The organism is Herbaspirillum autotrophicum (assembly GCF_001189915.1).
GTDB classification, from domain to species: Bacteria; Pseudomonadota; Gammaproteobacteria; order Burkholderiales; family Burkholderiaceae_D; genus Herbaspirillum; species Herbaspirillum autotrophicum.
The window spans coordinates 59,427-77,866 of record NZ_LFLS01000025.1; the positions used below are offsets into that span (position 1 = coordinate 59,427).

Annotated in this window: 19 protein-coding genes; 9 read left to right on the plus strand and 10 right to left on the minus strand. The window is 57.9% G+C overall.

Annotated elements, in window-relative coordinates; translation table 11 throughout:
• Positions 1–245: 245 nt before the first annotated feature.
• The gene (locus AKL27_RS18490; RefSeq protein WP_050464330.1) at positions 246–923 is read left to right on the plus strand and encodes a response regulator; all 678 of its coding nucleotides are present in this window, start codon (positions 246–248) and stop codon (positions 921–923) included.
• Positions 910–2,298 (plus strand): sensor histidine kinase, encoded by a 1,389-nt coding sequence (locus AKL27_RS18495; RefSeq protein ID WP_050464331.1) that lies wholly within the window; start codon positions 910–912, stop codon positions 2,296–2,298. The genes AKL27_RS18490 and AKL27_RS18495 overlap by 14 nt, the downstream gene beginning before the upstream one ends.
• A 3-nt stretch (positions 2,299–2,301) precedes the next feature.
• Here AKL27_RS18495 and AKL27_RS18500 read toward each other — a convergent pair whose 3' ends face one another.
• Positions 2,302–3,306, minus strand: coding sequence for an ABC transporter substrate-binding protein (locus AKL27_RS18500; RefSeq protein ID WP_050464332.1), 1,005 nt, complete (start codon positions 3,304–3,306; stop codon positions 2,302–2,304).
• Between the two features lie 365 nt (positions 3,307–3,671).
• Here AKL27_RS18500 and AKL27_RS18505 point away from each other — a divergent pair, with 365 nt between their 5' ends.
• The 3 genes from AKL27_RS18505 to AKL27_RS18515 all read left to right on the plus strand — a co-directional run bounded on the left by AKL27_RS18505 (position 3,672) and on the right by AKL27_RS18515 (position 6,429).
• Complete coding sequence (locus AKL27_RS18505) at positions 3,672–4,634, plus strand: ABC transporter substrate-binding protein (RefSeq protein WP_232311026.1); 963 nt, start codon at positions 3,672–3,674, stop codon at positions 4,632–4,634.
• A gap of 58 nt (positions 4,635–4,692) precedes the next feature.
• A complete protein-coding gene (locus AKL27_RS18510) occupies positions 4,693–5,523 on the plus strand; it encodes an ABC transporter ATP-binding protein (protein WP_050464334.1) in 831 nt (276 codons plus the stop codon).
• Positions 5,524–5,601: 78 nt separating this feature from the next.
• Positions 5,602–6,429 carry an ABC transporter permease gene (locus AKL27_RS18515; RefSeq protein WP_050464335.1) on the plus strand — a complete coding sequence of 276 codons (828 nt, stop codon included), beginning with the start codon at positions 5,602–5,604 and terminating at the stop codon, positions 6,427–6,429.
• 82 nt (positions 6,430–6,511) lie between these two features.
• Here AKL27_RS18515 and AKL27_RS18520 read toward each other — a convergent pair whose 3' ends face one another.
• Positions 6,512–6,814 (minus strand): EthD family reductase, encoded by a 303-nt coding sequence (locus AKL27_RS18520; RefSeq protein WP_050464336.1) that lies wholly within the window; start codon positions 6,812–6,814, stop codon positions 6,512–6,514.
• Between the two features lie 180 nt (positions 6,815–6,994).
• Here AKL27_RS18520 and AKL27_RS18525 point away from each other — a divergent pair, with 180 nt between their 5' ends.
• On the plus strand, positions 6,995–8,182 hold the full coding sequence (locus AKL27_RS18525) for a DUF2863 family protein (RefSeq protein ID WP_083439150.1): 1,188 nt from the start codon (positions 6,995–6,997) through the stop codon (positions 8,180–8,182).
• Here the strand turns inward: AKL27_RS18525 and AKL27_RS18530 are convergent, their stop codons facing one another.
• The 5 genes from AKL27_RS18530 to AKL27_RS18550 form a co-directional block, all read right to left on the minus strand.
• Positions 8,183–8,722 carry an ankyrin repeat domain-containing protein gene (locus AKL27_RS18530; RefSeq protein ID WP_050464337.1) on the minus strand — a complete coding sequence of 180 codons (540 nt, stop codon included), beginning with the start codon at positions 8,720–8,722 and terminating at the stop codon, positions 8,183–8,185.
• Positions 8,723–8,838: 116 nt separating this feature from the next.
• Positions 8,839–9,156, minus strand: coding sequence for a hypothetical protein (locus AKL27_RS18535; RefSeq protein ID WP_050464338.1), 318 nt, complete (start codon positions 9,154–9,156; stop codon positions 8,839–8,841).
• A 108-nt stretch (positions 9,157–9,264) separates the two neighbouring features.
• Positions 9,265–10,776, minus strand: a complete 1,512-nt coding sequence (gene amaB, locus AKL27_RS18540; protein ID WP_050464339.1) for an L-piperidine-6-carboxylate dehydrogenase — start codon at positions 10,774–10,776, stop codon at positions 9,265–9,267.
• A gap of 2 nt (positions 10,777–10,778) precedes the next feature.
• Complete coding sequence (locus AKL27_RS18545) at positions 10,779–11,810, minus strand: DUF1338 domain-containing protein (RefSeq protein WP_050464340.1); 1,032 nt, start codon at positions 11,808–11,810, stop codon at positions 10,779–10,781.
• Positions 11,811–11,837: 27 nt separating this feature from the next.
• Positions 11,838–12,920, minus strand: a complete 1,083-nt coding sequence (locus AKL27_RS18550; RefSeq protein ID WP_050464341.1) for a saccharopine dehydrogenase family protein — start codon at positions 12,918–12,920, stop codon at positions 11,838–11,840.
• 362 nt (positions 12,921–13,282) lie between these two features.
• Between AKL27_RS18550 and AKL27_RS18555 the strand changes: the two genes are divergently transcribed.
• The gene (locus tag AKL27_RS18555; protein WP_050464342.1) at positions 13,283–14,125 is read left to right on the plus strand and encodes a transporter substrate-binding domain-containing protein; all 843 of its coding nucleotides are present in this window, start codon (positions 13,283–13,285) and stop codon (positions 14,123–14,125) included.
• A 67-nt stretch (positions 14,126–14,192) separates the two neighbouring features.
• Here the strand turns inward: AKL27_RS18555 and AKL27_RS18560 are convergent, their stop codons facing one another.
• From AKL27_RS18560 to AKL27_RS18570, 3 genes are read right to left on the minus strand one after another with little or no spacing between them, the layout of a single operon-like run.
• Positions 14,193–14,639, minus strand: a complete 447-nt coding sequence (locus AKL27_RS18560) for an Lrp/AsnC family transcriptional regulator (protein ID WP_050464343.1) — start codon at positions 14,637–14,639, stop codon at positions 14,193–14,195.
• 18 nt (positions 14,640–14,657) lie between these two features.
• A complete protein-coding gene (locus AKL27_RS18565) occupies positions 14,658–15,419 on the minus strand; it encodes an amino acid ABC transporter ATP-binding protein (protein ID WP_050464344.1) in 762 nt (253 codons plus the stop codon).
• A 1-nt stretch (position 15,420) separates the two neighbouring features.
• Positions 15,421–16,089, minus strand: coding sequence for an amino acid ABC transporter permease (locus tag AKL27_RS18570; RefSeq protein WP_050464345.1), 669 nt, complete (start codon positions 16,087–16,089; stop codon positions 15,421–15,423).
• Positions 16,090–16,351: 262 nt separating this feature from the next.
• On the opposite strand from AKL27_RS18570, the gene AKL27_RS18575 reads away from it, so the two are divergent.
• Entirely contained in the window at positions 16,352–17,119 is a 768-nt protein-coding gene (locus AKL27_RS18575; RefSeq protein WP_050464346.1) for an SDR family NAD(P)-dependent oxidoreductase, read from the plus strand.
• An 8-nt stretch (positions 17,120–17,127) separates the two neighbouring features.
• Complete coding sequence (locus AKL27_RS18580; protein WP_050464347.1) at positions 17,128–18,393, plus strand: D-amino acid dehydrogenase; 1,266 nt, start codon at positions 17,128–17,130, stop codon at positions 18,391–18,393.
• The last annotated feature ends 47 nt before the right edge of the window (positions 18,394–18,440 follow it).

An 18,440-nucleotide genomic window follows, 5' to 3' on the forward strand; every position in this document is an offset into this window, starting at 1 on the left:
TTTTCGCGCTGTGCGGGCGAAAGACACTGGTCGCCGGTCGCTGCGGCAAGTCCGTCTCGCATCCCATCCTCCGGTAACCGGTTGCCGGCCACAGGCGACGACGCGTCGCGCGTCCGGCAAAAATTTGCCTCGGCAGCCGATTCATCTCCATAATAGAATGCAGCCCGACCCCTGAGCGGGTCAGGTCCATTCCGGGCACACCGGATGCATTTTTATCGTATCGATGTCATTGCCGAGCACCAACTATGCGAATTTTGCTGGTAGAAGACCACAGGCCGTTGTCAGAATGGCTGGCAATGACACTGCATCGTGAAAACTATACGGTCGATTGCGTCTACAACGGCGAAGATGCCGACCATTTGTTGCTGACTCAGCAATATGATCTGGTGATTCTCGACATTTCCCTGCCCGGCATGAATGGTGAAAAAGTACTGCAGCGCCTGCGCAGCCGCAACAACAACGTCCCGGTGTTGATCCTGACTGCAAACAATTCGGTACAGGGGCGGGTCAGCGGATTGAATACCGGCGCCGATGACTACATGGCGAAACCGTTCGACGTCAGTGAACTGGAAGCACGCATCCGCGCCTTGCTGCGACGCTCCAGCCAGCATGCCAATCCGATCCTGCAATGCGGCACGCTGGTGTATGACACCAATAGCCGCCTGTTCGTCCTCGATGGCAAACAACTGTCGTTGACGCGGCGCGAACATGCCGTGCTCGAAACCTTGATCAGCAAGGCCGGCAAGACCGTCAGCAAGCAGGCGCTGGCCGAAAGCCTGTTCGCGATGGCCGACGAGGCTTCGCCGGATGCCATCGAAGTCTACATTCACCGCCTGCGCAAGAAGCTGGAGCACGGCGATGCCGCCATCATCACGCTGCGCGGTCTGGGTTATCTGCTGAAGCAACATAATGCGACTGCATAGCCTGCGCGCCCGGTTTCTAGTCTGGCTGCTGGTGCCGCTGGCATTGTTTGTCGCGTTCAACAGCTGGGTCGCGTATCGCAATGCCATTCAGATGGCGACCGTGGTGCATGACCGCCTGTTGCTTGGTTCGGCGCGCATTATCGCGGAGCAGGTGCATTACGAAGATGGCATGTTGCAGGTGGTGATTCCGCCGGCAGCGCTGGAATTGTTTCAGTCAGATGCACAGGATCGGGTGTATTACCGCGTCACCGGGCCCAATCACGGTTTGCTGGCCGGCTCCATTGATTTGCCGGATTTCAAACGGCCGCTGAAATCCGAAGAGTCGGCCTATTTCGATCTCCTGTTCCGCAGCGAACCGGTGCGCGTGGTGGTATTTTCACAACCGGTATTTGCCGCGCCGGAACATGGACCGGTCATGATCGAAGTGGCGCAAACCAGAAATTCCTATCAGGCCCTGGCCGATGAAATGTGGACCCACGCCGTGCTGCAACAGTTCTTGCTGTTGGGTTTGGCGGCGTTGCTGGTGTGGCTGGGCATGCGTTGGGGACTGGCGCCGCTGATCCGTTTGCGCGACACCATGCGACAGCGCAAGCCGAATACGGTGGAGCCGCTGGACATTACCTCGGTACCGAATGAGCTGGTGCCGCTGGTGCAGGGCATGAATGATTATGTGCAACGTCTGGACGAACACATGTCGGCACACAGCCGCTTCATTGCGAATGCTTCGCATCAGTTGCGCACGCCGCTGACGGTATTGAATACGCAGGTCAATTACGGTTTGCGCAGTCCCGATATCGAAAGCAAGGACGCCGCCTTGGGTGCCATCAACAGCGGCGTGCAGCATGGCATCCGGCTGGTGAATCAATTGTTGACGCTATCGACAGCGGAAGTGCATCTGGATAAGCAATCGCGGCAGTCCGACATCGATCTGATCGCGGTGGTGCAACGGCTGTTGGAAGAACTGGCGACGCTGGCGCAGACCAAACAGATTGATCTTGGCTTTGACTTCGACGAAGACGTGGTGATGGTGCATGATGCCTCGTCCATGCTGGATGAACTGGTATCCAATCTGGTCGACAATGCCTTGCGCTATACCCCGGCCGGTGGCATCGTCACGGTCGGTGTGAAGCGCGAGGATGGGGCGGTCGTGCTGTGCGTCGAAGATAACGGACCCGGCATCCCTGCTGCCGAACGTGAACGCGTCTTCGAGCGCTTCTATCGTTTGCACGGCGACCGTTCGGATGGCTCGGGACTGGGTCTGGCCATCGTGCAGGAAATCGCCACCGCCAGCGGCGCGCAAGTACAGTTGTCGACGCCGGCGCAGCACGCGGGATTGCTGGTGACGGTGAGGTTGCCGGCGCAGCGTCCGCAATGACACCTATTTCGCGGCTTCCACGAATTCTGTCGTATAGGTTTTTGCCAGATTGATGGTTTGCCGGCGTACTGCTGCCGAAATCAGCGATAACGTCTTCAGTACTGTCGGCGGTCCGGCCTCCGGCATCAGGCCGTCGGTCGCATACATGGCCTTGCTGGCGGCGAGCGTCCTGATATAGGCATTCCGGTCGCCGGCAAAATAGGATTCCGGAACCGCCATGGCAATCTCTGTCGCCGTGTGCGTCTGGATATATTTCAGCGATCTGACCAGCGCATTGACCAATTTCTGTACCTGCAACCGGTGTCCGGCTATCCATGCTGCCTGCATGTAAAGACTGGCGGCCGGGTAGGGGCCGCCGAATATTCTTTGGGTTTCTTCGGCCGAGCGCAGATCGATCAGGATATGAGCATCGCCATTCGAAACCAGGCGCGATGCAGTGGGTTCGGTGGTCATGCCGGCGTCGATCTTGCCGGTATTGAGCGCATCAATGAACGTATTGCCGGAGCCGGCCGGCAATATCTTGTATTGGTTGGCCTTGATGCCGTTTGACTGTGCCAGATATTGGGTCAGGAAATGGGTCGAGGAGCCGAGTCCGGTCACACCCAGTGTCTTGCCGCGAAAGTCGGCCGGAGAACGGATTTTTTCATTCATTGCGGCTGACACCAGTACCATTTCTCCCGGTACCAGCATCAGTTGAATGACGGACTGCACCGCGCGTCCGCGTGCCTGCAGATAAATCGTGTGATCGTAAAAGCCGACCACGCCTTGCACCGCTCCCGCCAACAACTCATCTTCGGCATTGACCCCCGATGGTTCGCTCAGCAATTCGATATTGAGACCTTCTTCCCTGAAATAGCCCAGTTGCTCGGCCAGTTTGACCGGCAGATAGATTTGCTTTTCGATGCCCGCCACCATCAGACGTATCTTGCTGTCGTCGGCCCTCGTGCCCGAGATCAGCAGTGCGTTGAGGCCAGCGATCAGTAATGCGCAGTGCAATAGGCGTTTCATTTATCCCGGCCTCCTCGTCAGCCTGCTTTTCACCAGCGTCTCCACATGCCTGAATGCTGTTCGCGACATATTCCGGTTCTTTATTTTCAGTGAGGACGCTGCGCCATGTTGATTTGCATGGCGCCTGCATCCGGTGTGGCAGTGCCGATTGCACGCATTGCCGATGTTGCACTGCAACCAAAAATAGCCGGATTTAGAAAGCAGATTGTAAGTTATGTCCCAATAGAATGATTTCCCTCGCAAGACCAAACATAACAAGACGTCGCAACGCACGACGCAAGCTGCCCATCCCAAAAGATACCGGAGACTGTCACATGAAAAAAATACTGCCCGCATTGCTGCTGCCGACCTTGTTGGTCAGCGCCATGGCTACCGCACCTGTCACGGCTGCTGCTGCCGATGCCCCCAAAATCACGATCATGGTGGGCGGCATCACCAAGATGGTGTATTTGCCGGCCAAACTGGCTGAGCAACTGGGTTACTTCAAGGAAGAAGGCCTCAACATCGAATTGCAATCGCAACCGGCCGGCGTCGATGCAGAGAATGAATTGCTGGCGGGCGCAGTGCAAGCCGTGGTCGGCTTTTATGATCACTCGATTGACCTGCAAAGCAAAGGCAAGGAAATCAGTGCCATCGTGATTTTTGGTCAAGTGCCAGGCGAAGTCGAACTGGTATCGAGCAAAGCGCCATCGATCAAGAGCATGGCCGATGTCAAAGGCAAGACGCTGGGCGTGACCGGTCTCGGTTCTTCGACCAATTTCCTGACACAGTATCTGGCCTACAAACATGGCATCACTTCCAAGGAATACTCGGTGTTGCCGGTCGGTGCGGATAACACCTTCATCGCGGCGATGAAGCAAGGTCGCATCGATGCCGGCATGACCACCGAACCGACGGTGTCGCAAATGCTGAAGACCGGCGAAGCATCGGTGCTGGTGGATATGCGCACGGTTGACGGAACCGTCAAGGCGCTCGGCGGCTTGTATCCGGCCTCCAGCCTGTATGTACAGCGCAACTGGCTGGACAGCCACAAGCCTGAAGCCGCCAAACTGGCGCGCGCCTTCGTCAAGACCCTGCGATTCATCAAGACCCACAGCGCGGCGGAAATCGCCGACAAGATGCCGAAGGATTACTACGGCAACAACAAGCCGCTGTATGTCCAGGCATTGCAAAACTCGCTGCCGATGTATTCGGCTGATGGCCGCATGCCGGTTGGCGGTCCGGAAACGGTATTGTCGGTGCTGTCGGGATTCAATCCCAACGTCAAGGGCAAGAAAATCGATTTGTCGCGTACCTACACAAACGAATTTGTGAATCAGGTCAAATAAGACAAACCGGATTGCCGCCGCTATCTGTGGCGGCAATCCCTCTTCGGGAAAACATTCCATGAACCAGACTGCGACCTCCACACTCAGGGCCGTCAACGGTACGGCTGCGGCCGATACGCCGGCGATTGAGCTCAACAATGTTTCGTGCCGCTTCATTACCGGCGATGGCAAGGCTACTGTGGCGTTGCGCGATTTTTCCATGAGCGTGGCACGCGGCGAATTCTGCGCCGTCGTCGGTCCCACCGGCTGCGGCAAATCGACCACGCTGAGTCTGATTACCGGCTTGCTGAAACCGACCGTCGGTGAAGTACGCATCATGGGCGAGCCGGTCAACGGCATCGACCCGCGCATCGGTTTCGTCTTTCAAAGTGATGCCGTATTTCCGTGGCGCAGCGTGCGCGACAATGTCGCAGCCGGCCCGCTGTTTCGCGGCAAGCCGAAAGAAGAGGCTTATCAATTGGCGAATGAATGGATCCGCCGCGTCGGCCTCGACAAATTCGGCGATCACTATCCGCATCAACTCTCCGGCGGCATGCGCAAGCGCGTGGCGTTGGCGCAGACCTTTATCAACAGCCCTGAAATCCTGCTCATGGATGAGCCGTTTTCCGCACTCGACATGCAGACCCGCACGCTGATGCAGGACGAGCTGCTGAAATTGTGGTCGGCCCATTCCGGCTCGGTGGTGTTTGTCACGCATGATCTGGAAGAAGCGATTGCACTGGCCGACAAAGTCTACGTGTTGACTGCCCGTCCGGCCACACTCAAGAGCGTGTACGAAATCGACCTGCCGCGTCCGCGCGTGATGGAAGAGGTTCGCTACGAACAGCGCTTTATCGACATCTCTCGCAAAATCTGGGCTGATTTGCGTGAAGAAGTTCATATCAGTTAACGACGACAGGTAACGACCATGACACAAACATATAGTGCGCCTGCACCCTCGGCCACCAAACCGGTACGGCCGCCATCCATGTCGCCGGAAGATCTGGCCATCGTAGAGCGCGAGGCGCAAAAGAAAATAAGGCAGCGCCGTCAGTTGGTGATTTTTTTGCGGCTGGCGATTCTGGTCTTCATTCTCGGCGGCTGGGAATTGTCGGCGCGGCTGCAGTGGATCGATCCGTTTTTCTTTTCCCAGCCATCGCTGATCGTGATCCAGATTTATGACTGGATCATGGAAGGCACCTCGCAAGGCCCGTTGTGGGTACAAGTGATGGTGACCCTGGAAGAGACCGTACTGGGCTTCCTGATTGGCTCCGTGTTCGGCGTGATTGCCGGCATCCTGTTGGGTCGCAACAAGTTGTTGTCGGACGTGTTCAGCATCTACATCCAGATTGCCAACTCGATTCCGCGAGTGGTGCTCGGTTCCATTTTCGTCATTGCGCTGGGTTTGGGCATGGCATCGAAAGTGGCGCTGGCGTTCGTGATGGTGTTCTTTGTGGTGTTCGGCAATGCGTTTCAGGGTGTGCGTGAAGCCGACCGTTACATGATTGCCAATGCCCAGATTCTGGGTGCCTCGCGGCGTCAGGTGACGACGGCGGTGGTGATTCCTTCGGCCTTGAGCTGGATTCTTGCCAGCTTGCATGTCAGCTTCGGCTTTGCTTTGGTCGGCGCCGTAGTCGGCGAGTTTCTCGGTTCCCGTCAAGGCATCGGTTTGCTGATCTCGACCGCGCAAGGTGCGTTCAATGCCAGCGGCGTGTTTGCGGCAATGATCGTGCTGGCGGTCGTTGCGCTGGCAGCCGACTATTTGCTGACGACGCTGGAGAAGCGTTTGCTGAAATGGCGTCCTGCGGCATTCTGATTTGTTCCGGTCTCAGTAGTCTCGGTAGTTTTGAGTTGGCGGCGCATGCAGATGCGCCGCTTTTTTTGCAGTGGCGGGCGACTCAGGACTCGACCAGCAAGCGCAACATGGTCGCGCCCTTGGGCGAGTAGTTGGCGACATCGGCACCGACAGCCTTGCCTTGCGGTGAACTCAGCGCCGCCGCGAGTGCTTGCTCATCGGCAAATTCTGCTTCAAAAACAAGAAAATACGGCGCGGGTTTGGCGCCAAATGCTTGCGGCTGGCCGAAGCGGGATGCCAGCAGACCGGGTAATTGCTTCACCAGTGGCAGGTGATGCTGGCGATAATAATCGAGGAAGGCTTGCGGATCGTCGGGGTAGGGATACAGCACGAGCAATTTATACATGAGGTTTCCTGACAAGGCGTTACGGGTTGACGTGGAAGAACGCGGATGCGTGCGGACAGCTTACCTGAAGCGCGGTAATCGTGAATCCTGCGGATCAGTGCCACACCGGCATCAATCGGCGCCTGCGGTGCGGCAGGCTTGTTACAATGCCTGCCTGTCCACCCTGAATCGAGCTACACCATGCCGAAATTACCTGTTTCCTCTCACGATGACGACGCCGACGACTATATCGAGGATAGTCAGATTCAGGCATTGGCTGACCTGGCCCTGAGTCTGGCGACACTGAGCGAAACTGCGCCGGCGTATCAGGAGCGACGCAAGGATATCCGCAAGATCATCCGCAAAAGCCTGCATCAGCAAAAGGACGAGTTGCTGTATGAAGCATTGGAACGCGTCCGCGAAACCAATCTCGATGCCTATGCCTTGCTCAAGGAAGCGATTGAAGAAGATGCCGAATCGGTATCGTTCCAGCGCGGCGAGAAGCAATTTGAAGTCAATGCCTTCGTCATTCCGATGTTCGTGCGCACGCTCGGCGGTTTGCACGAAGCACAGAATTTCCAGAACGATGAAGCTTTTTCGGCACTGACGCAAAGTCTCAAGACGGCGCAACTGGAAAGCCCGGATGCTACCGTGGTGCTGGTCAGCCATGCGTATCACCTGGATGAAATCGACGCCATTACCTACAGCCATCTGGATGCGATGGTGCGCGATGCATTTGCCGCGATGACCGATAAGAAAGTACAGGCGACACTGGCCATCGACCGCAGCATGAGCGGCTGGCCGGAAAACCGCTTCGCAGCGGATGATGTCGCGGTGGAATTGCGCTTCTTGCTCGGCTTTGCGCTCAAGAAGGCAGATGACCCGTTCTATGCGATACCGTCGGAAGAGGCGGCCATGGATGCCTACTTTGCGCAACGCGCGCAGCGCTTCCAGCAATGGAGCGAGCAGGTGGTGCCGGTGCTGCACGCCTGTCTGGCGGCGCCCGAGCGCGAGTTCGATGTGCATTTCCTGTATCAGGACATGTTCCACGGCGGCAAGGAACGCGGTATCGCCGAATACTTCATGCTGCAAATGATGTCCGATCTGGATCATGGTTTGCAACAAGCGGGGGTAGCTGCATCACAAACGCAGGCAGTGATCGGTGCCGCCGACAATGGTGGCGATGCGGTATTGCGGGTGCAGGTGCTGGGCAGCGACGGGCGTGTGCTGGCGACTGCGGAAAAGCCGCTGGATCTGGGGCGCGATATGGAAAGTGAAGTAGACGATGCCAGCGATGCCTTGCTGACCATGGGCGTGAAATCAGTCGCGCTGGCCGCCGGTTTTGATGCCGACGGCAAAGCGCTTGATGTCCAACCCTACGCTTCCTGATTAACTGCCTGATGCCAGCCGTGCCTGCAATTGCGGCACGGTGTCGGGTGCACCCATGGCTTGCGCTGCGGCCAGGGCGGTGACACCACTCTGATCTTTGGCGTGCAGGTCGGCGCCATGCGCCAGCAACAGATCGACGATCCCGGTACGGTTGAACATGGCCGCCATCATGAGCGCGGTTTTACCATCGGGTGAAGCGCCTTCGACATTGGCGCCATGTTCCAGCAACAAACGCACGACATCGGCATGGCCTTTGAAGGCGGCACCGGCCAGCGGGGTCTGGCCGTTGTTGTTGCGAATTTCCGGATCGGCGGCGGCTTCCAGCAAGATCTTCACGGTATCGGCAAAGCCATGGTAAGCGCTCAGCATCAGCATGCTGTCGCCCTTGGAATTGCGGATGTTGGCGGGCAAGCCTTTGGCCAGCAAGCCACGCAAGGTATCGCCGTCGCCATTGCGCGCCAGTTCAAATACCTGATTGGCAAACTCCAGTGTGGCGTCGTCCAGTGCTGGCGGTTGTGCGGGTCCTGATTCTGCTGACATATCTGATCCTTGTACGTCGACTGGGTGAGCGGGGTGGCTGAGACAGGAATGAAGTGCTGCCTGCGATCATATCAAATCAGATGGACAGACGTTCCCGCACAGATTTTCCGGCGCGGTTATTTGAAGGCGACCGTTGCCGCGGATGCTTCATCCGGCGCCAGACAGCGGAAATTCAACTCCACCTGCATCGGCCGCCAGCCGCGCACTTGTTGCCGCAGTTGCATGCCTTTGTCGAGACTGGCACACCAGCTGGTGGCTTTTTCTTTGGCGGCGGCGGTCAGTGCCGGCATCGCCATCGTATAGCTGACGGCGGTGGCGCTCAGCGTGTAGACACCGGCGCCGGTATCGGTAACTTCGCTGAAGTTGGCGCAGCCGGCCAGCGCCAACAGTGCTGAACAGGAAGCGGCAGAGGAAGCGGAGCGGAGTATTGTCATGGCTGAAGTGTAAAACTGCCGGCCAGACAATTACACAATCCTGATGCAAATTTACCTCTGTAGGAAAGCGTCAAGAAATCGAGATGAATCTGGTGACTTTGCGAGAAATCACCCGATATCAAAAGAGACGCCTTGCGCCAGTGGCAGTGCTCCGCTGTAGTTGATGGTATTGGTGGCGCGTCGCATGTAGGTTTTCCAGGCGTCGGAACCGGATTCACGGCCACCGCCGGTTTCCTTTTCACCCCCGAAGGCGCCACCGATTTCAGCACCGCTGGTGCCGATATTGACGTTGGCCAGACCGCAATCACTGCCGTTGGCTGACATGAACAATTCTGCTTCGCGTATGTCGTTGGTGAAAATGGCGGAAGACAAGCCCTGCGGCACGGCGTTGTTCAATGCAATGGCCTGCGAAAAATCATCATAGGGCAGGGCATACAGAATCGGCGCAAAGGTTTCATGATGCATCACGGCGCTTTGTTGCGGCATGCGGACCAAGGCCGGGCGTACGTAAAAAGCGTGTTCGCCGCCAAGACCGGCAATCCGTTCACCACCGCTGACCATGCCGCCTTCGCTGCGCGCTTGTGACAAGGCGGCCTGCATGTTGGCATAGGCGTGCGCATCAATCAGCGGACCGACCAACGTACCGGCGGCGAGCGGATCACCGATATTGAGCGTGGCATATACACGTTCGATATGTGCCGTCAGCGTATCGAACTTGCTGCGTTCGACGAACAGGCGGCGCAGGCTGGTGCAGCGCTGACCGGCGGTGCCGACGGCAGAAAACACGATGGCGCGCAGGGCCAGATCAAGATCGGCACTCGGTGCCACGATCATGCCATTGTTGCCGCCCAGTTCCAGCAAGCTGCGTCCCAGACGTTGCGCTACCTCGACGGCGACCTTGCGGCCCATGGCGACGCTGCCGGTGGCGCTGACCAAGGCCACGGCCGGCGAACGCGACAATGCGACGCCGACTTCGGCACCGCCGATCAAGACCTGACACAAGGCGGCCGGAACTGCTGCTTGCCGCGCATGACGTGCTATCGCCTGTTGCAGCAGCGCATGTACCGCCAGTGCGGTGAGGGGAGTCTTTTCCGATGGCTTCCAAATCACGGCATTGCCGCATACCAGCGCCAACGCAGCATTCCATGCCCATACCGCAACCGGGAAATTGAAGGCGGTAATCACGCCGCAGACCCCGAGCGGATGCCAGGTTTCCATCATGCGGTGGCCGGGACGTTCGGAGGTAATCGTCAAACCATGCAACTGGCGCGACAGGCCGACGGCGAAATCACAAATGTCGATCATTTCCTGGACTTCGCCGATGCCTTCCGACAGGATTTTTCCTGATTCGAGCGTGACCAGCTGACCCAGCGCATCGCGCTTTTCGCGCAGCACCTGACCCAGCAGGCGCACCAATTCCCCACGCAACGGCGCCGGTTCATTGCGCCATTGCAGACTGGCCTGACTGGCATTGTCGATGGCCTGCTGCACTTCGCTGGCGGTGTGGCTGCGCAGTACTGCAATCGTGCTGCCGTCACGCGGCGATCTGGCAGGGATGTCCTGGCCGGCAAGAGTGCTGTAATCGACTCCCAGATCTGCCAGCAGTGCAGTGATATTCATGATCAGCCTTTCGCCGCTCCTGCGGTCATCTTGAAAATACCTTGGGCATTGCCGCTGTCGAAACTCAAGTCCAGGCGCATGGCGTTCGTGTCCGGATCGAGATAACTATCGCGTGCAATGAATTCATAAAATGAACCGGGCACTTTGCGCGCCACCGGTTGCCCGTGCGCGTCGCGCAACATGCGCACGACAGTGGTAGCGCGGAAAGCGGTCTGGCGTACCCGGCCATTGCGCGATACTTCGATCTTGTCTTTGATCGGACGACCCAGATCACGCTGGCGCTGCGCGACTGATTCGACGTCGTCGACGCGATCAGTGGCGTGATTGAATACATTGCCTTCGGTGGCAATCCAGGCCATTTCAGCCGACTCTTGCAGCAGTTGTTCGTAATCGGCCAAGGTCGGCAATGCGTGTTGACGGGAAAAACAATTCAGTAATACCGGTAACAGTGCCGCGGCATCGGCTACCGGCAAGGCACGGGTTTGCGCCAGTTGTTCCAGCAGGCGGGCGCTGGCGGCGTCGATCGGATCGACCGAACTCGACAGGATACGGCTGACCGTTTGTTGAAAGTCGGAAGAAAAGCGTTCCGGATGCAATTCGCTGACAAAGAACTGCGCCACTTCTTCGGCATCATCTTCGTGCGCATACGATCTGCCGGTCATGCCGATGCGGTCCAGCGGATACAAACCGTTGGCGCGGTAACCGAGCGGCAGCAATACCCGGGTGATGGCAGCTTCGCCGGCCGGCAGGGCACCGGTGCCGGTAGTCAGCACGGTGCGCAACGCGCCATGATCGAAACGCAACTTGCGGCCATCGGCAATGGCGTCATCCACATAGGCGCGCGCTTCGGGCACGGTATCCAGCAATTGCTCAAACAGCAGCATGTTGAGTGCCTGTGCAATTTCCAGCCGGCTGACCTGCGCCGCCGGCGGCTGCAATGCGCGCGGCGGCACCTGCAGTACGGCAAACAGGTTTTGCGTGGCCGCCGCGCCGCGGATTTGTTGCAGTAACTGATGCAAATTGCTGGAAGGCATGTCTCGCTCCGGAATGATCAACAGCCGTTAGTGTGCCACGTGTTGACCATAGACTTTGCCGAAGCGGTTTTCCAGGAAATCGGGCAAGGCAATCTGCTCTTGCCGGATAAAACCGGAGGCCGGCAATTTGCCTTGGCGGAACAAGTCCAGCGCCGTGCAGATACCGGCCGCAGTGGTGATCTGGATGGCGCTCTCATGCAAGGCACCGGCCGGCGTCGCAAAGATCTTGCGCATGAAGGCTTGTTGCAGATACTGGCCCTGACGCATGCCGCTGACCGTCACGAATACCAGCACCACATCTTGCATGGTGGCTGGAATCGCCTTGCGCAAGATGGCTTTGAGTTGTTCCTGGTCATCCCGCAGTTGCAAGTCTTCCAGCAAGAAACGGATCAGGTTGCGATGGCCCGGATAGCGCACCGATTTGTAATCGAGCTGGCGTACCTTGCCGGCCAGCGTGGTGCACAAGGTGCCGAGTCCGCCGGAAGTATTGAAGGCTTCGTACTCGACGCCGTCCAGTGAAAAATGCTCCAGTCCTTCCAGCGCCTGTATGTCTTGCGGCACACCATCGCGAATCGCTTCGCACGGATGGCAGTACTCGTTGACCAAACCATCCACGCTCCAGGTCAGGTTGTATTTGAGTTCATTGGTGGGAAACTCGGGCAAGGCGCCCACCCGCATCTTGATTTCATGGATGGTGTCGAAACCTTGCGCCAGGTGATGCGCGGCAATCCCGATGAAGCCGGGCGCCAGTCCGCATTGGGGCATGAAGGCAGTCTCGGCATTGGCGGCCAGCGCGACAATTGCCTTGGTTGCATTCACATCTTCAGTCAGATCGAAATAGTGCACCCGGCTCAGCTTGGCAGCCTGTGCCATGGTGGTCGCCATTTGATACGGCAGCGCATTGATGCAGGCATCGTGGCCGCGCATCAGCTGCTCTACCGCTTCACGATCATTGAAATCGATGGTGACGGCGCGCAGTGGCAAATGCTGCAACGTGTGCAAGGCCTGCGTGTCACGGTCGGCCACGGTGAGGGAGTAATCGCCGCTGGTGCTGAGCAGGCGGGCAATGGCCTGACCGATATGTCCGGCGCCCAATAAAATGATGTTCATGATGCTGCTCCTTTCCTGACTCTGTAGATGGATTGCTTTGAACAGATTGTAGGAGGACAGCGTTACGATAAAAAGACGAAGATTGACGTGTTTATGATTGGTTTATAGTCAAAATGTATTGTTTGATCATGCAAAATGACTTTATTGCTCAATGATGAGGCAGTCATTCCAACCGAATCCGGGTCAATTGAAGGGTCAATTGAAATGAGTTCACGTGAGACAAGGTCCCGGTCCGGTGAGGCTTGGATTAAAATCGGCGGTGCCGTTGAATTTCGTCGAGTTTTTTCTCGCACCGTGGGTACGTGACCTTGCCGATCAACAGACATCCAATCGTTATTCAATTTTCAATCAGGGAGAATGTAATGCCAGACCGCCGCAGTTTCATCACCAATTTGGCGGGCCTCGCCGCCGCCGGATATTTGCCAGGCGCGTTTGCGCAAGCAGCTCCCGGCACCGAAAGCACGTTCGCCCGGATCAAGCGCACCAAGGTGTTGCGCATCGGCGGTATCCGCGGTCAGGCGCCTTACTACAACAAGGATCTGGTGACCGGTGAATGGGTCGGTTTCATGATCGACTTTGCCAAAAGCGTCGCCGCCAGCCTGAACGTCAAGCTGGAAGTGCTGGAAACCACATGGGGCAATTCGGTGCTCGACTTGCAGACGCGCAAGATCGACATTTTCTTCGGTCTCAATCCGACGCCGGCGCGCCGTGAAACGGTGGGTTTTTCGGAGCCGCTGTTCCGCAATGCATTCACCATCGTCGCCAAGAAGGGTTTCACTCCCAAGACATGGGAAGAGTTGAACAATCCCGGCGTCAAGATTGCCGTCGATATCGGTTCGTCGCATGACCAGATGATCAGCCGGGTCTGTCCGAAAGCCACCATCGTTCGCCTGGAAAAGGCTGACGATGCCACCCTGGCATTGCAAACCGGCCGTGTCGATGCGCAAGTGCTGGTCTGGCTGCTGTCGCTCAACGTGCTCAAGAAGAATCCAAGCCTGGGCACCATGATTGTGCCGATGCCGCTGGAAGCGACCTCGACCAATATCGGTGTGCCGAAGGAAGAAGACAAGGCCTGGCTGGAATACATCAACAAGTGGATTGAACAGGAACGCGCCAGCGGCAAGGTCAAAGCCACCGTGTTGAGCAATCTGCAGAAGTTGTCCGGCGTCAAGCCGGAAGATGTACCGCCGCAAATTCCACTGTAAGAAGTGTCGCGGGTCTGTGTGCAATATGCAGACCTGTGTGGACCGGACCGGCTGAGGCCGGTCCGGATCAGCGGTCTATCTTGCGCGACAGTACGATGGACGTCGTGGTTTTGGTGACGCCGTCGATGTCGCCGATTTCGTCCAGCAGTTTATCCAGTTGTTCCGCCGATGCCGCGCGCAGCCAGGCGACGTAATCGAACTCACCACTGACCGAGCACAGCAACTCGATTTCCGGCATACGCCGGAAACGTTTCAGCACATCGCGTGCCGTCTTGGCTTCGACCGTGATGCCGACATAGGCGTGCAGACTGTTGTCGGCGACTTCCTGTCCCAGCTTGACGGTATAGCCGGTAATCACCTGATTCTTTTCCAGCCGCGCCAGCCGCGCCACCACCGTGGTACGGGCAACGCCGAGCTTGCGCGCCAGATTGGCGACGCTGTCGCGCGCCGACATTTGCAACAGCGAAATCAGCTTGCGGTCGGTTTCGTCGAGCATGTCGAGGCGGGTTTTCATCGACGCGGTCTCGTCTGATCAGGCGTTGAAACGGGTGAGGAACGCCTGGGTGGCGGCTTGCTGCGGATTGTCGATCACCACCGATGGCGGCCCTGCTTCTACCACCACGCCGTCGCGCATGAAGATCACCTGATCGGCAACTTCGCGCGCAAACGCAATTTCATGCGTCACCAGAATCATGGTCATGCCATCGGCTGCCAGCGCCCGGATCACGTTCAGCACTTCGCCGACCAGTTCCGGATCGAGCGCCGAAGTAGCTTCGTCGAACAGCATCACGCGCGGTTGCATCGCCAGCGCGCGGGCAATCGCCACGCGTTGCTTCTGACCACCGGACAAGCGTTGCGGATAGATGTCGGCGCGATCGGATAAACCGACCTTGTCGAGCAACTCCAGCGCCAGCCGGCGGGCTTCGGCTTTGGGTTTGTGCAATACCGTGAGCATCCCTTCCATCACATTTTCCAGTGCCGTCATATGCGGAAACAGGTTGAAATGCTGGAACACCATGCCGGTATTGGTGCGGAATTTTGCCAGTTCACGATCTTTCGGCAAGCGGGTTGATTTGCCGCTGAAGCTGAAACGTTGTTCACCGACGCGGATGTCGCCCAGATCGGGAACGGTCAGCAAGTTGATGCAACGCAGCAGTGTCGATTTGCCTGAACCGGACGGGCCGATCATGGCGACTACGCTGCCTTTGTCGATCTTGAGGGAAATATCTTTCAGTACCACGTGGTCGCCGAAAGCCTTTTTCAAATTCGTGATTTCAATCATTGCGTCAGTCATTTCATGCTCCTTGTTGCTGTGCCAGACGTGTTTCCAGACGCTTGGCCCAGATCGTCGCAGGCAACAGGATCAAGAAGTAAATCACCGCTACCAGTGTGTAGACTTCCAGCGGGCGGTAGGTTTCATGGGCGATGATCTGGCCCTGATAGAGCAAGTCCGGTACTGCCAGCACTGACAGCAGCGAGGTGTTTTTCAGTTGCATGATGGACTGGCTGACCAGCGGCGGTGTCATGCGCTTGAATGCCTGCGGCAAGATCACGCGCCGCATCAGCTGCCAGCGCGTCATGCCGAGCGCACAACCGGCTTCGCTCTGGCCGACATCGATGGAGACGATGCCGCCGCGAATGATTTCCGAATAAAACGCGCCGCCATACAACGCCAGCGCCAGCATTGCCGCCGTCGCGGCGGACATTTCGACGCCGACCAGTACCGGCAGTGCGTAATAGAACCACACCAGTTGTACCAGCACCGGCGTACAGCGAAACACTTCAACATAGGCGCGCAGGGGGCCTGAGATCAATGGATTGGATGAAAGGCGTCCGAGGCCGACCAGCAAGCCGATCAGCAGACCGAGCAAGACACAGACCACGGTATAGGCCAGCGTATAGCCGAAGCCGACCGCGATGATGCTGCGGAATTGCCAGAGCGACGCGAAGTCCCATTGATACATCATTATTTCCTTTAAATTCTTGTCGGGTCAGTTCCTGCACGCACCATTGCAGGGCGATTCCCATGGCATGCATGCCGGTCCTGAAAGCTGCCGCAATTGTAAAGGAGATTAGCCTCCAGATGCAGGCCAACAGCGCCACACATGGCATTTTTCCCTGCTGTCACCGATGCGCATATTGGTTAAAATAGCGCCTGTGGTTTTGATGCCTGCCGCGTCGTCCGTAATGCGGACAGGCAAACCGAATGACTTTTCTTTTCCCCTCATGACATCTCCTTCCCCGGCGCAGCGCGTCATTTTGATTACCGGTGCCGCGCGCGGTATTGGCGCGGCCACGGCTGCCGCGCTGGCGGCCGATGGCGTCGGACTGGTGTTGCATGCACGCGCCGATTCACCGCAGTTGCAGGAAACCGCAGCACAGTGTCGCCAGCGCGGCACGCATTGCGTCACTGCCTTCGGCGATATGGCTGACAGCACTACGGCCGCGCATCTGCATGATGTTGCCTTGCACAACTTTGGTCGTCTCGATGGCCTGGTGGCCAATGCCGGCTTTGCCGATCGCAAGCGCATCGGTGAATTGACGATGGCTGACTGGTCGCGCTCGATTGATGCCTTGTTGAGTGGTTTCTTCCAATTGATCACCGCCTGCAAGGATTCACTGCAAGCTGCACCGCAGGGGCGGGTGGTGGCGGTCAGCTCTTTTGTGGCACATGCCTATCGTTTGGGTGACTCGGGATTTCCGGCGTCGTCGGCAGCCAAGGCCGGGATCGAGGCGCTGGTGAAATCGCTGGCGGTACAACTGGCTGCGTCCGGCACTACCGTCAATGCCGTTGCACCCGGCTACGTGCAGAAATCCGATCCGGGCAAATCTGCAATCGATCCGGCCGCATGGGCCGCCGCGCTGGATCGCATTCCCATGCAACGTCTGGGCCAGCCGGCAGAAATCGCCGCCGTGATTGCCTTCCTGCTTAGTCCCGCATGCGCTTATGTGACCGGTCAGGTCTGGCATGTCGACGGCGGTCTGACTTTATAGAATATTCCATGCATATCATTGTTCTCGGCGCCGGCATTGTCGGCGTTACCACGGCTTATTTCCTGCACGAAAAGGGATACACGGTAACGGTGGTCGACCGTCAGCCGGATATCGCCGCCGAAACCAGCGTCGGCAATGCCGGTCACGTTTGTCCGTCGTATGCCACGCCATGGGCGGCACCGGGCATGAAAGGCAAGTCGCTCAAGTGGTCGCTGCAAAGCTGGCTCGGCATGGAGTCGGCACTCAAGTTCACGCCGCGTCTGGATACCCATCAATGGCGATGGTTACGTCAGTTTCTGTCGCAATGCAATGCTGAACGTTACGCGGTCAACAAGGCGCGTATGGGACGGCTGGCGCGCTATAGCCATACTCAACTCAAAGCCATCCGCGAACGGCTCGACATTCAATACGAACAAACCAGCGGCGGCAATCTGCAATTGTTCCGCACCCAGGAGGGATTGGACAACGCCGGTCTGGCAGCACGGGTATTGGCCGAAGCCGGGGTTGCGTATCAGTTGCTCGATGCGGCTGGTTGCGTAGCATTCGATCCGGCCTTGCGCGTCGCCAGCGATCAACTGGTTGGCGGCATGTTGCTGCCGCAGGATGAAACCGGCAATTGCCCGTTGTTTGCCCGCGCGCTCGGCAGCTGGTTACAGACGCAGGGCGTGACGTTTCGCATGTCGACCACGGTACAAGGCATCGAAGCTGCCGGCGGTACGATAACGGGCATTCGCACTGATGGCGGGGTGTTGCAGGCGGATGCCTATGTGCTGGCCTGCGCCAGTGCTTCGGTGGCTCTGGCCAAACCGCTGGGTTTGCCGCTGCCGATCTATCCGGTCAAGGGGTATGCGATTACGGTGCCGGTGATCGATGCCGATGCCGCGCCACGCAGCGGCGTCATGGATGAGTATTACAAAGTCGCGATTACCCGCATGGGGTCACATATCCGCGCTGCCGGCACGGCTGAGATCGGTAGCTGGGATACGCGGGTGACGGCCCGCGATTGCGCCACTGCCATCAAGTCGCTGGCATCCCTGTATCCGCACGGTGCGGATATGGCCAAGGTCAGTTATTGGGCCGGATTGCGGCCGATGACACCGGACGGCGCACCGCTGATCGGGGCTACCCGCTATGCCAATCTGTATCTGAATGCCGGACACGGCTCCAATGGCTGGACCACCGCCTGCGGCGCCAGCCGTCTGATCGCCGATATCATCGCCGGCACGCCGACCGAGATCGACAGCGCCGATCTCGGCCCACAACGCCTGATCTGATCTGAACGGAATCGACCCGACCCAACCTTTACCGGCCTGTGTGCCGG

Coding starts and splice junctions, on each gene's coding strand:
- AKL27_RS18545 (WP_050464340.1), bottom strand. CDS start 11,810: ATGCCTTCCAGCAATTTGCATCAGTTACTGCAACAAATCCGCGGCGCG.
- AKL27_RS18525 (WP_083439150.1), top strand. CDS start 6,995: ATGCCGAAATTACCTGTTTCCTCTCACGATGACGACGCCGACGACTAT.
- AKL27_RS18565 (WP_050464344.1), bottom strand. CDS start 15,419: ATGACTGACGCAATGATTGAAATCACGAATTTGAAAAAGGCTTTCGGC.
- AKL27_RS18490 (WP_050464330.1), top strand. CDS start 246: ATGCGAATTTTGCTGGTAGAAGACCACAGGCCGTTGTCAGAATGGCTG.
- AKL27_RS18550 (WP_050464341.1), bottom strand. CDS start 12,920: ATGAACATCATTTTATTGGGCGCCGGACATATCGGTCAGGCCATTGCC.
- AKL27_RS18555 (WP_050464342.1), top strand. CDS start 13,283: ATGCCAGACCGCCGCAGTTTCATCACCAATTTGGCGGGCCTCGCCGCC.
- AKL27_RS18510 (WP_050464334.1), top strand. CDS start 4,693: ATGAACCAGACTGCGACCTCCACACTCAGGGCCGTCAACGGTACGGCT.
- AKL27_RS18580 (WP_050464347.1), top strand. CDS start 17,128: ATGCATATCATTGTTCTCGGCGCCGGCATTGTCGGCGTTACCACGGCT.
- AKL27_RS18495 (WP_050464331.1), top strand. CDS start 910: ATGCGACTGCATAGCCTGCGCGCCCGGTTTCTAGTCTGGCTGCTGGTG.
- AKL27_RS18520 (WP_050464336.1), bottom strand. CDS start 6,814: ATGTATAAATTGCTCGTGCTGTATCCCTACCCCGACGATCCGCAAGCC.
- AKL27_RS18535 (WP_050464338.1), bottom strand. CDS start 9,156: ATGACAATACTCCGCTCCGCTTCCTCTGCCGCTTCCTGTTCAGCACTG.
- AKL27_RS18505 (WP_232311026.1), top strand. CDS start 3,672: ATGGCTACCGCACCTGTCACGGCTGCTGCTGCCGATGCCCCCAAAATC.
- AKL27_RS18530 (WP_050464337.1), bottom strand. CDS start 8,722: ATGTCAGCAGAATCAGGACCCGCACAACCGCCAGCACTGGACGACGCC.
- AKL27_RS18560 (WP_050464343.1), bottom strand. CDS start 14,639: ATGAAAACCCGCCTCGACATGCTCGACGAAACCGACCGCAAGCTGATT.
- AKL27_RS18515 (WP_050464335.1), top strand. CDS start 5,602: ATGTCGCCGGAAGATCTGGCCATCGTAGAGCGCGAGGCGCAAAAGAAA.
- AKL27_RS18570 (WP_050464345.1), bottom strand. CDS start 16,089: ATGTATCAATGGGACTTCGCGTCGCTCTGGCAATTCCGCAGCATCATC.
- amaB (WP_050464339.1), bottom strand. CDS start 10,776: ATGAATATCACTGCACTGCTGGCAGATCTGGGAGTCGATTACAGCACT.
- AKL27_RS18500 (WP_050464332.1), bottom strand. CDS start 3,306: ATGAAACGCCTATTGCACTGCGCATTACTGATCGCTGGCCTCAACGCA.
- AKL27_RS18575 (WP_050464346.1), top strand. CDS start 16,352: ATGACATCTCCTTCCCCGGCGCAGCGCGTCATTTTGATTACCGGTGCC.